The 16048-nt window shown below is 46.3% G+C and carries 12 protein-coding genes and 3 tRNA genes; 9 read left to right on the forward strand and 6 right to left on the reverse strand.

Annotated features, from left to right (window positions below):
• Positions 1-27: 27 nt before the first annotated feature.
• Both JFT56_RS07130 and JFT56_RS07135 read right to left on the reverse strand, forming a co-directional pair.
• A complete protein-coding gene (locus JFT56_RS07130) occupies positions 28-2166 on the reverse strand; it encodes an MtrB/PioB family decaheme-associated outer membrane protein (protein ID WP_198782980.1) in 2139 nt (712 codons plus the stop codon).
• Positions 2167-2179: 13 nt separating this feature from the next.
• Positions 2180-3145 (reverse strand): DmsE family decaheme c-type cytochrome, encoded by a 966-nt coding sequence (locus JFT56_RS07135; RefSeq protein WP_198782981.1) that lies wholly within the window; start codon positions 3143-3145, stop codon positions 2180-2182.
• Positions 3146-3570: 425 nt separating this feature from the next.
• Between JFT56_RS07135 and JFT56_RS07140 the strand changes: the two genes are divergently transcribed.
• The 3 genes from JFT56_RS07140 (at position 3571) to glnS (ending at position 7957) form a co-directional block, all read left to right on the forward strand.
• Positions 3571-3810 carry a FeoA family protein gene (locus tag JFT56_RS07140; protein ID WP_007647118.1) on the forward strand — a complete coding sequence of 80 codons (240 nt, stop codon included), beginning with the start codon at positions 3571-3573 and terminating at the stop codon, positions 3808-3810.
• Positions 3803-6097, forward strand: coding sequence for a Fe(2+) transporter permease subunit FeoB (gene feoB / locus JFT56_RS07145; protein ID WP_198782982.1), 2295 nt, complete (start codon positions 3803-3805; stop codon positions 6095-6097). The genes JFT56_RS07140 and feoB overlap by 8 nt, the downstream gene beginning before the upstream one ends.
• A 189-nt stretch (positions 6098-6286) precedes the next feature.
• Positions 6287-7957 carry a glutamine--tRNA ligase gene (glnS, locus tag JFT56_RS07150; RefSeq protein WP_198782983.1) on the forward strand — a complete coding sequence of 557 codons (1671 nt, stop codon included), beginning with the start codon at positions 6287-6289 and terminating at the stop codon, positions 7955-7957.
• Between the two features lie 181 nt (positions 7958-8138).
• Here the strand turns inward: glnS and JFT56_RS07155 are convergent, their stop codons facing one another.
• The gene (locus tag JFT56_RS07155) at positions 8139-8735 is read right to left on the reverse strand and encodes a Yip1 family protein (protein ID WP_198782984.1); all 597 of its coding nucleotides are present in this window, start codon (positions 8733-8735) and stop codon (positions 8139-8141) included.
• A 278-nt stretch (positions 8736-9013) separates the two neighbouring features.
• On the opposite strand from JFT56_RS07155, the gene miaE reads away from it, so the two are divergent.
• A complete protein-coding gene (gene miaE / locus JFT56_RS07160) occupies positions 9014-9778 on the forward strand; it encodes a tRNA isopentenyl-2-thiomethyl-A-37 hydroxylase MiaE (protein ID WP_198782985.1) in 765 nt (254 codons plus the stop codon).
• A gap of 86 nt (positions 9779-9864) precedes the next feature.
• Here the strand turns inward: miaE and JFT56_RS07165 are convergent, their stop codons facing one another.
• Positions 9865-10608 carry a UDP-2,3-diacylglucosamine diphosphatase gene (locus JFT56_RS07165; protein ID WP_198782986.1) on the reverse strand — a complete coding sequence of 248 codons (744 nt, stop codon included), beginning with the start codon at positions 10606-10608 and terminating at the stop codon, positions 9865-9867.
• 9 nt (positions 10609-10617) lie between these two features.
• The gene (locus JFT56_RS07170; protein WP_198782987.1) at positions 10618-11112 is read right to left on the reverse strand and encodes a peptidylprolyl isomerase; all 495 of its coding nucleotides are present in this window, start codon (positions 11110-11112) and stop codon (positions 10618-10620) included.
• 140 nt (positions 11113-11252) lie between these two features.
• Here JFT56_RS07170 and cysS point away from each other — a divergent pair, with 140 nt between their 5' ends.
• Complete coding sequence (gene cysS, locus JFT56_RS07175; RefSeq protein WP_198782988.1) at positions 11253-12632, forward strand: cysteine--tRNA ligase; 1380 nt, start codon at positions 11253-11255, stop codon at positions 12630-12632.
• 127 nt (positions 12633-12759) lie between these two features.
• Here cysS and folD read toward each other — a convergent pair whose 3' ends face one another.
• Complete coding sequence (folD, locus tag JFT56_RS07180) at positions 12760-13614, reverse strand: bifunctional methylenetetrahydrofolate dehydrogenase/methenyltetrahydrofolate cyclohydrolase FolD (protein WP_198782989.1); 855 nt, start codon at positions 13612-13614, stop codon at positions 12760-12762.
• A 453-nt stretch (positions 13615-14067) separates the two neighbouring features.
• On the opposite strand from folD, the gene JFT56_RS07185 reads away from it, so the two are divergent.
• The 4 genes from JFT56_RS07185 to tig all read left to right on the forward strand — a co-directional run bounded on the left by JFT56_RS07185 (position 14068) and on the right by tig (position 15975).
• Positions 14068-14144, forward strand: a tRNA-Pro gene (locus JFT56_RS07185).
• Positions 14145-14247: 103 nt separating this feature from the next.
• Positions 14248-14324, forward strand: a tRNA-Arg gene (locus JFT56_RS07190).
• Positions 14325-14333: 9 nt separating this feature from the next.
• A tRNA-His gene (locus JFT56_RS07195) sits at positions 14334-14409 on the forward strand.
• 261 nt (positions 14410-14670) lie between these two features.
• Entirely contained in the window at positions 14671-15975 is a 1305-nt protein-coding gene (gene tig / locus JFT56_RS07200; RefSeq protein ID WP_198782990.1) for a trigger factor, read from the forward strand.
• The last annotated feature ends 73 nt before the right edge of the window (positions 15976-16048 follow it).

A 16048-nucleotide genomic window follows, 5' to 3' on the forward strand; every position in this document is an offset into this window, starting at 1 on the left:
CCTTGGAATACGCTGTAAATGCCTAAGTTACATTTGGTAGCTTAAGGTCAAGCCTAGGTAATGGGCGTTATAGTCATGGTTCATATCGCCAAAACTGAGCACATTGGGGATGCTATCCCACATTGTGCCTTGGTTTTGCCAGTTCGCATCTTGATATTTCTCGAATAACCAATCGACGCGCAGCGACATGCTCTCGGCAAATTTATATTTGGCGTAGGCATTAATATTGTGTTTGCGGGCGTAGTAGTCGCCGTAGGGACTGGCTATGCCATAGGTGACGTCGGTGTCACTCTGACCATCGGAGTAGCTATAGTCCAAGCCGATGTCGAGGAGGTTGTCGAATAGATTTTGATAGATGATACCCGCGCCAATGAGGGTGGATTTTTCTTCGGACGTACTGTACCAGTCGGGGGTGGAGAAGGTGTTACTTCCTGCTTGGTCCGAGTCGCGCCAATCCTGATTCAGGTAAGCATTTAAACTAAGATCATTACTGAAGGCGTATTGCGCCGACATGTCATAACCTAGGTAGGATACTTGGGTTAAACCCACTGAGGTGTGGTGATAATCATCGTCGACACTGTGTAAACTTGCGCCAAGAGAGAGCCCCATATCGCTTTGATAATCCGTGTGTAAGGTGACTTTTTGTCTTTTCCTGTCCGCAAGGTAGGATTTTCGTAACCAAGGGTTACTGGGACTCTGGGTTGTAGTTACAGGATCGTATTCACTGCCATCACGCTCCAGTGCTTCTCCTTTTAACCAGGCAGACCAGCTGGGTGAGTAGCGATAACTCAGTTTCGCAAATACGCCGTACTCATCGATGGATTGCCGATCAAGCTCGGTGTAGTCATTTTCATCACGGGTGTAACCCGCTTCGGCATAGGCCGATGATGTGAAACGGTATTTCCCCTTAAGTTCGAACTTTTTAGTTTGTTTATCATAAAGACTGTTTTGCGCCGTGCCCTGATGAAAACTGTCGGTGATAACCTGTGGGAAGTCTAACTTCTCAGTTTTATTGTCCCTATCTTGATAGTTGTAGTTTGCCTGCACGCTGAAATCTTGGGTGATCCGGCCTGAATATTTGAGGATCATCTCGAGGATATCCACTTGGCCATTTAGGCTATCTGTGGGTAATGCAGGTGAGGGACCATTGATAGTCGCAGGAATAAACACCTCATCTTGGGACATGCTGCTAAAACCTGCGTGCATCAGCACATTGTGACCATTGGCACCACCACCCGCTTGCGCCGCCACTCGGTAGGCCTTATTGTCAGGGTCAACTGCATTTTGCCCTGCGTATGCGGCACCAAAGGTGGGCGTGTATGCCGATTGCCACTGCAATGCTTGATGATCATTTTTATATTGGCTCATCTGGCTATTGATTCCAGCCTGCCAACCCGTACCACTAAAATAAACGCGAGCGTCGACTTGATCGTTACTGTCATCAATGGGTTGAGCAAGCATCACACTATTGGTAAGAATATTCGCGCTGGTTTTTTTGGCACCGCTGCGGTCTTCATGTTGGTAGCTTAGTGAAGCTTTATATCGGCTGCTCGATGATATTTTGCCAGCGTAGTAACCACCGAGTGTGAAGCGATCCCGCTGCAGGCTTAAATCTTGATTAACAAGGCTGCTCTGTAACATAGGCATAGTTTGCGTGGTGCCGCCCGTGACCCAGTTATCGGGTAACAGCATCTTATCTTGTTCTGCAACGTAGGGGCTCTTTAACTGATTGTGGTTATAGTTTGCTAAGCCCCGATAACCTAAGTTGATTTGATAGTTGCCCGGTCTTCCCGTGGTGAGTTTGGCAGAACTTGCATCATAACCTAAGTTATCGACAACGAGTTCAGTTTGATAACCCGTCGGTGTTTTGTACTGCATATCGGCACCGACGGCGCCAACGAGGCCGTCCTTGTCGGTACCTGTCATATTGCCGAAGCGACTGTCTTCGCCGTCATTGTAGGCGAGGGTGGCACTTACCTCGCCAATATGGCCCGTTTTAGGTTGGCATTGCTTACAACTCCAGGCCGCAGTTTTAATGCTATCCCGATTGGCTTTTTGTAGTTCATAGCCTTCGGCATGGGCTTGAGTGAGGGCACTACTTATCGCCCAAGCAAGCAAAGTGACTGAAAAACAAGCGCTATGATGAGAAATTTTAGCTATTTGCATGATCATTCCCTTGTTATCTCTGTAGTAACTTGCCCGATGGATGGTTTGAACCATGTACTTGCCCATGGCAATTCATACAGGAATTTCCAGAGGTGAAGGCATTGGTTTGATTGCCGAAGTAAGCATTGCTGCTATGGCCATCTGACGCGTGACACTGTTGACACAACTGGGGTGGCTTACTAATTAACATTGCCTCATTCACGCTACCATGGGGGTTATGGCAATTGGCACAGTTGTCTGTGACTGGGGCATGTTCCCATAGCTTGGGCCCTCGTTTTTCGGCGTGGCAGCTATAGCAATTTTCATTCACACTCATTTGTTTCAAGCTCGAATCGTTCAAGCTGCCATGGGGGTTATGGCAATCGCTACACACCATTTGTTGCCACTGTAATGGATGGGCTGAGCGTTTGTGGATGTCGGCCTTTTGCTGGGTATGACATTGGCTACAGATGGCAACTTCATTGGCTTTATCCTTGATGGGATCCTTGGCCGTGTGTACTTGGTGGCAGCTGCTGCAGGCAATATCGGCGTTATCGTGGTGGTTGCCTTTCCAGGCAGCGCGTTGATCGTCATTGTGGCAACTCATACAAACACTATTTTGTTTCTGAGCAGGTACTGGAGAATCTTGGCCAAAGGTGATCATCGGCTCTTTGCCACCTTTATTATGGGTACCGAGCGGGCCGTGGCAGGCTTCACACTGCAAATCAGCCATAGGGGAGTCTTTAACATTGGGGTTGCCATGCACGCCATCAAATATTGCCATTACTACAGCACTTTTTTTGTGGCACATCAGGCAAGTATCAGCCCCCTTTGCAGAGTACTGACCTTCGGCAAATTTTTTGTCTAATGTTGCTACCACTTCCTCTGGGCTTTTATCATCCCAGGGGGTTGCGGGGGCCGAAAGGCTCACTATTGCCAACATAACAGCAAACATAGCTTTCACTATGTCATTGAACTTTAGCCTTATATCCATGTTCATCTTTTCCCGAGTGCGTTTTATTTGTTATTTTTCAAGCTTTCGATATTGCTAATTTAGCTTAATTAAGCTGATTAATATTAGAACATCTTTGTGACAACCGCTTAACATTTTGGCGAGGTTTTGACAGTAAAGAGGGATGATTTCGCTGGTTATAATGACTAAGTGTGATTTAGATCACGCTCGTGTTCGGTGACGATTTGTTTACCTTCTTTTTAACGTTGTGGAGCGGATGAGGTTGAATATGAATTTTTATTTTAAGCTGGCCGTTTATTCATGGGGATTTTTGTCACATAATACCCAACACAATTGAAAACTATTATCGTTACCAGTCAAAAATATTGATCTAGGTAAAATTATTCGGTTTATGGCTCAGTTACAATGGGCACAGTTTTTCAAGCTGAAGCGGTTGCAAGGTGGAATACGTAATGAAGTTAAGCGAGCTCAGTCCCGGTGATCGTGGCATTATTTCTGAAATCGGGCGATTAGATCTGCCGCAAACAGTGAAGCGCAAATTATTATCTATGGGGATCACGCCGAATACTCGATTTGCTTTGATCCGACGAGCGCCTATGGGCTCAGGTTTAGAATTGGATATTCGTGGTAGTAAACTTTGTATGCGCAGAGACTTGGCAGACATCATTGAGGTGGAAAAGGCGAATGACTAAGCAGTTTCATTGCGTCACCGTCGGTAACCCTAATGCGGGTAAATCGACACTCTTTAACGCGCTGACTGGCGCCAATCAACAGGTCGGTAACTGGTCCGGTGTGACAGTTGAGAAGAAAACGGGTCATTTCACCTTAAATGGTGCCGATGTCTATCTGACGGACTTGCCCGGCATTTATGATTTATTGCCCGCGGGCAGCAGTTGTGATTGTTCCCTCGATGAGCAAATCGCTCAACAATATATAGCCGAGCAAAGGGTTGATGGCATTATCAATTTAGTCGATGCCACTAACATTGAGCGGCATTTATACCTTACGGCCCAACTGCGAGAGCTCGCGATTCCTATGGTGGTCGTGCTCAATAAAATTGATGCGGCGATCAAACGCGGCATTAAAGTCGATGTGCAGAAAATGAGCCAAGAGCTGGGATGTCCAGTCATCGGTGTTTGCTCACGGGATAGCGCCGATGTCGCTAAAGTACAAGCACAAGTACTGGATTTGCTTCAAGGCAAAGTGTCTGAAGCACCATTAATGCTCAATTATGATGCGCAAATTGAAGCGGGTGTGAGCTTACTTTGCAGCAAAGATCCCCAATTAAGCCGCGGCCGTGCCTTGGCTATGCTCGGAAATGGATCGGGTTGCGGTAGTTGCAAGAATGCAGAACTGCAGGATGAAGTGAATACGTGCACGGCACAAATATCGTCGCAAGGCCATGATATTGAAGTGATGGTTGCCACTACAAGGTTCGATTTTGTTGAGCGTGTTTTTAAAAGCTCAGTGAAAGCCGATGACTTTCTAACACTGACCGACAAACTCGATAAGCTGGTGTTGCATCCCGTGCTTGGCATTCCCGTGTTTTTATTTGTCATGTACTTAATGTTTATGTTCAGCATCAATATCGGCAGTGCCTTTATCGATTTCTTCGATGTGTTTGCTGGCGCACTTTTTGTCGATCACTTCGGTTCATTCTTGACGAGCATTGGTTCTCCTGCTTGGTTGGTCACTATCTTAGCGGGTGGTGTTGGCCAAGGTATTCAAACGGTATCGACCTTTATTCCTGTGATTGCCGCGCTGTTCCTCGGTTTGTCGGTGCTTGAGGGTTCGGGTTATATGGCTCGTGCCGCATTTGTGGTCGATGGTTTAATGCGCCGTATCGGTCTGCCTGGCAAAGCCTTTGTGCCTATGATTGTGGGCTTTGGTTGTTCAGTACCTGCGATTATGGCAACACGAACCCTAGGCAGTGAGCGTGAGCGTATTGTTACAGGTATGATGGCGCCCTTTATGTCCTGCGGTGCTCGTTTACCCGTTTATGCACTCTTTGCTGCGGCCTTTTTCCCCGACTCTGGGCAGAACTTGGTTTTTTTACTCTATATCCTGGGCATTTTTGCCGCGATTGGCACAGGCTTGTTGTTAAGAAGCACCTTATTACCGGGCACTAGCAGTGCGGTGGTGATGGAGCTACCCAGTTACGAATTGCCTAAGCTTAAGGCTGTCATGGTCCGTACAGGTAAACGCACTAAGAGCTTTATTCTCGGTGCGGGCAAAACGATTGTGCTGGTGGTGACTTTATTAAACTTTATCAATGCCATTGGTGTTGATGGCACCTTCGGCCATGAGGATAGCCAAGCATCCTTGCTGAGTGTCGCGAGCCAAAAAATCACGCCAATCTTCTCACCTATGGGAATCGAGCAGGAAAACTGGCCAGCCACGGTGGGAATTATTACGGGGATTTTTGCGAAAGAAGCCGTAGTCGGTACCTTAAACAGCTTGTACAGCACTGCAGCGCCCGCTGATGAAGAACTGACACCATTGAGTGAAAGTTTTAATGCAGCTCTGGCGACGATTCCTGCAAACTTGTTTGGAATAGATCTGGAAGATCCGCTCAAGTTATCGGTTGGTGATTTGACCAATAAAGAAGCGATAGCAGAAGAGCAAGGTGTGGCGACATCGACCTTCGGTGCTTTGCAAACTGGTTTCAGTGGTCAAATTGCTGCGTTCTCTTACTTGCTATTTATCTTGTTGTATACCCCTTGTGTTGCGGCTATGGGGGCTTTAGTCAACGAATTTGGTTCTCGCTGGGCAACCTTTGCCGCGACTTGGACTTTTGCTCTGGCCTATGGCTCGGCCACCGTTGTGTACCAAGGGGCGACCTTTAGTGCGCATCCGCTGCAATCGAGCCTGTGGATTGGTTTCTTCCTATTGGCTTTAGCGGGGTTCTACCTTTGGCTTAAACGTAAGGGAAAAAGAACGCAGCAGATCATTCCTGGGATCCGTATCATTACTGAATAACAAATGTCAGCCCAGTGAAGACAAAGATAAAAGCAGCTTTCATGGCTGCTTTTATTGTTTTACTATCACGGCAATAACCCCTGACTGCCTAAAAGCCAGAGTTTTTAGCACTAGGCATTGTAACTAGTAGTGATCTGTAGGATCATGCTGGTTTTCTTAAAATTGCCATTGTTCGCAAAGAGGAATTCCATGAGTCATGTGGACACTGAAGTACGTCCGAGTAACTTTATTCGTAATATCATAGATGAGGATCTGCAAAGTGGTAAGCACACGAGTGTGCAGACCCGTTTCCCGCCAGAACCGAATGGCTACTTACATATAGGCCATGCAAAGTCTATCTGCCTAAATTTTGGCATAGCGCGTGACTATAACGGTCTATGCAATTTACGTTTTGACGATACCAATCCTGAAAAAGAAGACATAGATTATGTTAATTCTATTCAGGCGGATGTGCGTTGGCTTGGATTCCAATGGGATGGTGATGTTCGTTATTCATCCAATTATTTTGACCAGTTACATCAATATGCGGTGGAACTGATCAATAAAGGTTTGGCCTATGTGTGTTTCTTGAATGCCGATGAAACCCGTGAATACCGTGGCACTCTAAAAGAGCCGGGCAAAAATAGCCCATATCGCGATACTTCCGTGGAAGAGAATCTGCGTTTATTTGAAAAAATGCGTTTGGGTGAATTCAAAGAAGGTGAATGTGCGCTGCGTGCCAAGATAGATATGGCATCGCCCTTTATGTGTATGCGCGATCCGGTTATTTACCGCATTCGCTTTGCACACCATCATCAAACCGGTGATAAGTGGTGCATATATCCTATGTACGATTTTACCCACTGTATTTCCGATGCGCTGGAGCATATTACCCATTCGCTGTGTACATTAGAGTTCCAAGACAACCGCCGTTTATACGACTGGGTGCTCGATAATTTAGATGATTTCCAAGCACCAAACCGTACCCGCCAGTACGAGTTTTCCCGCTTGAATCTCGAATATACCTTGATGTCTAAGCGTAAACTTAACGATCTTGTGACTCGCAAACTCGTCTCAGGCTGGGATGATCCACGTATGCCAACGATTGCTGGCCTACGTCGCCGGGGTTACACACCCGCATCAATCCGTGAGTTTTGTCAGCGCATTGGCATTACTAAGCAAGAGAATATGATTGAAGCGGCTATGCTCGATGCCTGTATCCGTGAGGAGCTCAATGAGCATGCACCGCGTGCAATGGCCGTTTTACGCCCATTAAAAGTGGTGATTGAGAATTATCCAGAAGGACAAATTGAGACCATTCAAGCGGCTTCTCACCCAAGTGATGAGAGCATGGGCACCCGTGAACTCGCCTTTGGCCGTGAAATATTGATTGATGTCGCCGATTTTAAAGAAGAAGCCAACAAGCAATACAAACGCTTAGTTACCGGTAAAGAAGTGCGTTTGCGTAATGCCTATGTGATTAAAGCGGAACGTTGTGAGAAAGACAGCGAAGGCAACATCACGACGGTTTACTGTACTTATGATCCTGAAACCTTAGGTAAAAACCCTGCAGATGGTCGTAAAGTCAAAGGTGTCATTCACTGGGTTGAGGCATCTACTGCCAAACCTGCTGAATTCCGTCTCTATCAGCGCTTATTTACCGATCCAAACCCTGCAGCGGCAGAGACTGTGGATGAAGTATTAAATCCTGAGTCTTTAGTGGTGGTAAATGGGGTGGTTGAGGCGAGTCTAGTGAATGCACCAGCCGAGAAGGCTTATCAGTTTGAGCGTGAAGGTTATTTCTGCGCCGATAATAAAGACTCAACGCCACAGCATTTAGTCTTTAACCTCACGGTTGCACTGCGCGACTCTTTTGAATAACAGTTTGAATAAGCGTTGCCTGATATGTTGACTGAGCGTTAGGTCAAGCTCGACGACTCACCGATAAAAGAGAAGGCCCATAGATATTATCTAGGGGCCTTCTTTATTTTTACGGTTTTTTTATTTTCCGGAATAGGACAAGCTAGTGCCAATAGGCTTTCGCCGTTATAGATATTGGTCGCTATTGATACATAGGTCCAAATCCTAAACTCCAAAGGATCACACTCGCCGCCATTAATCCCACGAGGAGCACAAGACCCGCAGTAACCATGGAACTGGCGTAGATAAAGCCTTTCTCTTCAGGAATATTCATAATGATAGGCACGCCAGCGTAGAGCAAGTAGACCGAATAGGCCAAGCCAATCAGCCCAACAATCATAATAAACCAGAGTACGGGATAAAGTGCTGCCAGTCCTACCATAAACAAGGGGGTTGCAGTGTAGGAAGCAAGCTCTAATGCTTGAGTAAAAGTGGGCTGTGCATCGAAGGTTTTTGCCATCCAGTAGGCTAAATAGGCGAGGGCGAATACACCGCCAATCAGACCTAGATACATACCCGCTGACATAAACATCGCGCTTTGAGGTGTAAGGTAAATAGGATCGCCAGCCCCAGGATTCCAGCCTATATATGCCGTGGCAATAAAACTGCAAATCGCAGGAATTAAGGCAATAAGTAACACATGACTTAAGCTACTTTTGAGTGCCTCATGGTTCTTTTCAATTGTTTGCCACTCTTGTTTTGGATGAGTGTATAGCCCCATTAAGTGATTTAGTATCATTATAATTATCCTTGTTCAGCATTGATGGATGGCTCGCCAAACGTCAGACGAGCTGATAACAGCTCCGCAATTGGGGTTAAAACGATCTCCTGTCTTTTTTAACCCAATTGGTTTCACCCTTAGGATCCGTCTTAGTGATCCGGATCTCAGTTCTTTAGAGTGTAGATTATTTATTGGACAAAAAGTTCAGGCCGTCAAGTTTACTGAAAGCTAATGCTATAGCTTATGGCTAAATATGCGTAAAATAGCCTGATTTTTTTAATGAGGTTGAGTGAGCTATGCAGCAATTATTGGCCCCTATTCATGCTTTTCTTCGTTGTGAAACGCCCCAAACTTGGATTGATATCGCACGTGCAGAGGCTTCTTTAGACGAGTTACTAATAGACCACTGTAATTGCGAGCTAAAGGCCGCTCAGACCGCAATGTTCTTGTTAAGACGTTATGCCTTGAGTAAGGACAGTGGCCGCTCGCTATTAACTTGGGCTAAACCCTATGAGGAGTTTGTGTATCTTAAGGATCGCAATATTGAGCAATTTCTTGCCCGGGATGTAAAAAAGAATGAATTGGTCGCACAGTTGCTGCCTAATGAGCACTTTACATTTGCACAAGACCTCATTCCACCACTGATCCGATTGATTAAGGAAGAGTTCCACCACTTCGAGCAAGTATTGGAATTGATGCACGCCAGACACATTCCTTACCGAAATATCCGAGCAGGCCGTTACGCCAAGGGCATGATGAGCCATGTGACAACCCATGAAAAAGATATCCTGAGGGATAAACTCATTGTCGGGGCATATATCGAAGCGCGCTCCTGCGAGCGTTTCGCTAAGCTTGCGCCTTATTTAGATGCGGAATTAGGCAAATTTTATGTGTCTTTGCTGCGCTCAGAGGCGAGGCATTATGAAGACTATTTAAGTTTGGCTCAGTTAGTTTCACCTGAGGATATCAGTGAGCGGGTGGCCTATTTTGGTGAGCGGGAAGCAGAGCTGATTATGGCCGCGGATGATGAATTTCGGTTTCATAGCGGGCAACCTTTATAACCTTGCCCATGCATAATCGAGTGACGTAAATGGTTGTGATAATGATTAACGGCTCTGTCGAGCCGTTAATATGCTGTATTGTTTGTCTATGGTGTTGAATCGAGTGGTAAAGGTGCAGAATCGAAGGGTAAATGCATCAAATTAATGCCTTCGGGACTCACACTGAGCACACTGCCTTGTTCGTACCAATCTCCGACCACAATACGCTTATTGCCATTATCAAGTTGATGAATAGCAGGTCTATGGGTATGACCATGGATCATATGTTGAGTGTGTGTCTTGGCAAATAGCGCATCGACAGCATTGGGCTCTACATCCATGATAGTGTAGCTTTTTTGCTTGTTACTGCTCTTGCTTTTGCTACGGATCTTATCGGCAATACCCTGGCGCCTTTTTTTAGACAGGCAACCGTAAAGCCAACGGGCGAGAGCAAAACTACGTAATTTTCTAAAGCGTTGATAGGCTTTATCTAAGGTACATAAGCTATCGCCATGTAAAATTACCGTTTTTACTCCGTATAAATTCAGGCAGGTGACTTCGGGTAAAATTTGCACGCCAGCAGCGCGGGCAAAGTGTTTGCCTAGCATAAAGTCACGATTACCGTGGATAAAATACACCGGCAGCTTATGTGACACTTGCTTAAGTTTTTCGGCGAGTTCGAGGGCAAAAGGTGCGGCGATATCATCACCCACCCAGACCTCAAACAAATCACCAAGAATATAAAGCGCCTCGGCATCATCGAGCCCAGTGTCGAGGAAACGAGTAAAAGCTTGAGTAATATCAAGGCGATCTGCACTTAAATGTAGATCGCCTATAAATAGAGTTCGCATTCGCAGGGATTATACCGCTGTGCTGACTTTTTCGATCACAACGGCTTCTAATGGCACGTCCTGATGCATGCCGCGATTGCCTGTGCTCACCGCTTTGATTTTTTCGATAACGTCCATACCTTCAACGACTTCACCGAATACACAGTAGCCCCAGCCTTGGGTCGTTTCTGATTTAAAATCGAGGAAAGTATTGTCGTTCACGTTAATGAAAAACTGCGCTGTAGCTGAATGGGGATCAGAGGTGCGCGCCATGGCGATAGTGCCAGTGCGATTTGATAAGCCATTGTTCGCTTCATTTTTTACTGGCTCACTGCAACGTTTTTGGTTCATATCCGCAGTGAAACCGCCACCTTGGATCATAAAGCCATCAATTACACGGTGGAAAATCGTGCCGTCGAAGAAACCGTCATCAACATATTTCATGAAGTTTGCTACGGTTAATGGAGCTTTTTCAGCATTCAGTTGCAGTTTAACGTCGCCAAAATTGGTGTGTAATGTGATCATGTTTTCATACTCTCAGTAAATAGTGGCGCGATTCTAACTTATCTCGGATTGCGCGCAAAGTGCAGTATTCAAAAGCCGTCCGGCCATGATAAACTGACCCCTTGATTTTACTCCTGAATGTACTATTGAAGAGAATGCCGATGTTGAAGATTTACAACAGTATTACCCGCCAAAAACAGGAATTTAAGCCAATCAATCCCGGAAAAATTGGGATGTACGTGTGTGGTGTGACCATATACGATCTCTGTCATATTGGTCACGGGCGTACTTTTGTTTCCTTTGACATGATAGTGCGTTACCTGCGTTATGTGGGCTATGAGGTGAATTTTCAGCGCAATATTACCGATGTCGATGACAAAATTATTAAACGCGCTAACGAAAATAATGAAAGTTGCGAGGCCTTAACCGAGCGTTTGATCGGTGAGATGCATCGGGATTTTGATGCCTTAAATATGCTGCGCCCTGACTTTGAGCCGCGGGCAACTCTACATATTGAAGAAATTATTGATATGGTTGAGCGTTTGCTTGAGCGTGGTCATGCCTATGTTGCGAGCGATGGCGATGTGCTATTTAGCGTGGCATCTTACCCTGATTATGGCCGTTTATCCGGGCAGAATTTAGATCAACTGCAAGCCGGTGCGCGAGTTGAAGTCGACGAAAATAAACAAAATCCAATGGATTTTGTGCTGTGGAAAATGTCTAAACCCGGCGAGCCAACGTGGGAATCACCATGGGGACCGGGTCGCCCTGGCTGGCATATCGAATGCTCTGCCATGAACAGCAAGCACTTAGGGCTGCATTTTGATATTCATGGCGGCGGCTCGGACTTACAGTTCCCACACCATGAGAACGAAATCGCCCAGTCCTGCTGTGCCCATGACACGCCCTATGTGAACTACTGGATGCACACGGGCATGGTGATGGTTGACCGTGAAAAAATGTCAAAATCCTTGGGCAACTTCTTCACCATTCGTGATGTGCTCGGTCATTACGATGCCGAGACAGTGCGTTACTTCCTGTTATCGGGTCACTATCGCAGCCAATTGAATTACTCCGAAGAGAATTTAAAACAAGCTCGCTCAGCCTTAGAACGTTTGTATACGGCGATTAAAGATGTTGATTTGACCGTTGCTGCCGATCCTGCACAGGAGTTTGTCGCTAAATTTAAAGCGGCAATGGACGATGATTTCAATACACCTGAAGCTTACTCAGTGCTGTTTGATATGGTGCGTGAAATTAATCGCCTAAAAGCGACGGATATTGCTAAGGCGTCGGCCCTTGCGGTGGCGATGAAGCAACTAGCCGATGTACTGGGGCTGTTAAGTCAAGAGCCTGAAGCTTTCTTTAAAGGTGAGGGCAGTGACGATGAAGTGGCTGAAATTGAAGCCTTAATCGTTGAACGTAACCGTGCTCGCAGCGAAAAAGATTGGCCAGCGGCAGATGTGGCTCGTAATCGTTTGAATGAGCTTGGCGTAGTTTTGGAAGATGGCCCAAGTGGCACCACTTGGCGTAAGAAATAAGCGGATTAGCTATATTCTTAACCCCGGATAAGCTTCAGCCAATAAAAAAACCTGCATTATGCAGGTTTTTTTATGCTTGCCGAACCTAGAACCTAGAACCTAGAACCTAGAACCTAGAACCTAGACTTTAGTCATGATACTGCTCTGCTGCATATAAGGTGTTTTCTAATAGGCTCGCAATCGTCATCGGGCCAACGCCGCCGGGAACGGGAGTGATAAAGCTGGCATTTTGCGCGGCCACTTCATATTGCACGTCGCCGACTAAGGTGCCGTTATCTAAACGGTTAATACCCACATCGATCACAATCGCACCGGGTTTTATCCACTCACCGGGAATAAAACCGGGTTTACCCACAGCAACCACCACTAAATCAGCTTGGCGGATTTTTTGCTCAAGGTTCTTAGTAAAACGATGACATGTGGTCGTTGTGCAGCCCGCCAGCAGTAGTTCTAAGGTCATAGGGCGGCCGACAATATTCGACGCACCAACCACAACCGCATCTAAGCCATAGGTATCGACGCCAGTGGATTTAATGAGCGTCATAATACCCATCGGTGTGCAAGAGCGCAGCACTGGAATACGTTGTGCTAAACGGCCAACGTTATAGGGGTGGAATCCATCGACATCTTTATCGGGGCGAATTCGCTCGATGACCTTTGAGTCTTCAATATGGGCTGGTAAGGGGAGTTGCACTAAGATGCCGTCGATGGTTGGATCATCATTGAGGTCATCGATGAGTTTAAGTAGTGCTTCTTCGGTGCAGCTTGTCTCGAGATCATATGAACGGGAAATAAAGCCGACTTCTTCACAGGCCTTACGTTTGCTTCCAACATAAACCTGGGAGGCAGGATCGGCTCCCACTAATATGACGGCTAAACCCGGTACGCGTTGTCCAGCCTCTTTGCGGGCGGTGACTTTTTCACGAAGTTGAGTGCGGATGGATTGAGCAATCGCCTTGCCGTCGATTATTTGGGCTGTCATGGGTGTAGGATATCCTTTATATGGGCGATGGTTAAAACGGTAGTTAACACAGAGATTGGCAATCGCGGCTATTTTAACAGGGCCCAGCAATTGTGTCATGGTTAAAGCCAAGGTCTAATAGACAAAAAAAGCCGTATTAGCCTGATAATTCAGCACCTAGAGTCAATCACTAAAAAAATCGTTGACGGGTGTAAAGTGAGGGGATAAGATGCGCTCCGTTCTCAGGCAGATGTATTCATCTCGCGCTGAAAATGTAAGACCTTCGGTGATTAGCGCAGTCCGGTAGCGCATCCAGATTTTGGATGGGAGCGGACCAGAGGGAACCATCTGAGTTAGTGCCAAATAAAGTAAGACCTTCGGCGATTAGCGCAGTCCGGTAGCGCATCCAGATTTTGGATGAGAGTGGACCAGAGGAAACCCTCTGAGTTGATACCAAATAAAATGTAAGACCTTCGGTGATTAGCGCAGTCCGGTAGCGCATCTGGTTTGGGACCAGAGGGTCAGAGGTTCGAATCCTCTATCACCGACCACTTTATTGTTATTTGCTCGCAGAATTGAATTCGGATGAGTGAATAGCATGGATAGCCAAACGCTATCCAACGCCGGTTAGGATGCAGATATTCTGTAAACCATGCGCCCGTAGCTCAGTTGGATAGAGCACCCGCCTTCTAAGCGGGTGGTCGCAGGTTCGAATCCTGCCGGGCGTACCAGTTTCAGTGGTGATTGTAGCTCAGTTGGTAGAGTCCCGGATTGTGATTCCGGTTGTCGTGGGTTCGAGCCCCATCAGTCACCCCATTTTTAGTACTTAGAGTACAAAATAAAAAAAGCGACCTCGGGTCGCTTTTTTTATACCCCAGATTCGGCTGTTGAGGCTCGACTCTGCAGAAAACGGTGGCTATAATGTCGCGTCTTGATAGATATCAACTATGAGCGACCTGTGCCAAAAGCCAGTAGTGGTGGGCATTGTAGTCAAATTTAATGATCAAGAAACGAATACCTGAATAGTTGATGACTCGGCTATTACAAAGGACGTTAGACAAATTTCGAGGTAAAACAATGCAAGTTTCTGTTGAAGCAACCCAAGGCCTAGAGCGTCGCCTGACCATTTCTGTTCCTGCGGAACAAATTGAAAAGCTGGTTAAAGACAGTTTACAACGTGAAGCTAAGCGTGCTCGTATCCCAGGTTTCCGTCCTGGTAAAGTGCCTGTCACTGTCATTAACAAACGTTATGGCGCGGCAATTCGTCAAGATATCACCGGTGAAGTCATGCAACGCAACTTCATCGAAGCCATCATTGCTGAGAAATTAAACCCAGCGGGTGCACCGACTTTTGTTCCTGGTTCTACTGATGGCGAAAAATTCGAATTTATCGCTACCTTTGAAATCTACCCAGAAGTAGCACTAAAAGGCTTAGAAGCGATTGAAGTTGAACAACCAAAAGCACAAGTCACTGATGCTGACGTTGACACTATGATCGAAACTTTACGTAAACAACACGCGACTTTCGCGGCTGTTGAGCGCGAAGCTGCCGATGGCGACAAAGTAAAAATGAACTTTGTTGGCTCAGTTGACGGTGAAGAATTCGAAGGCGGCAAAGCGGACGATTTCGAACTGCAATTAGGTAGCGGCCGTATGATCCCAGGCTTTGAAGCCGGTATCTTAGGTCACAAAGCGGGCGAAGAATTTGTTATTGACGTGACTTTCCCAGAAGAATATCACGCTGAAAACCTAAAAGGTAAAGCAGCTAAATTCGCCATTACACTGACTGAAGTGCAAGCGGCTAACCTGCCAGAAGTGAACGATGAGTTTGCAGCTCTGTTCGGTATCAGCGAAGGTGGTTTAGAAGCGCTGAAAACTGAAATCCGTAAAAACATGAACCGTGAACTTGAGCAAGCGTTAAAAGCTAACGTGAAAGAGCAAGTGATCGCAGGTCTGTTAGCAAACAACGACATCGAACTGCCAAAAGCATTGATCGATGGCGAAGTTAATGTACTGCGTCAACAGGCTATGCAACGTTTTGGCGGTCAAGCGGCTAATATGCCAGAACTGCCAGCTGAACTGTTCACTGAACAAGCAGCTCGTCGCGTTAAAATCGGTCTGCTATTAGGTGAAGTCATCAAGACTAACGAACTGAAAGCCGAAGACGAGCGCGTACAAGGTTTGATCGCTTCTATGGCTTCTGCTTACGAAGATCCAAGTGAAGTTATCGCTTATTACAACAGCAACAAAGAACTGATGCAGAACATGCGCAACGTTGCTTTAGAAGAGCAAGCGGTTGAAGCACTGCTTAAATCTGCCAAAGTGACCGAGAAAGAAGTTGCTTTTGAAGAATTTATGAACAAGGCTACCGGTCGCGCATAAGCTAAGCTTGACTTGATTGGCAGTTCGCCATTTATAATGGCTCGTATGAGGCTCCTCATGCGAGCCATTTTTA

Source organism: Shewanella putrefaciens (assembly GCF_016406305.1).
In the GTDB taxonomy this organism is placed as follows: Bacteria; Pseudomonadota; Gammaproteobacteria; order Enterobacterales; family Shewanellaceae; genus Shewanella; species Shewanella putrefaciens_C.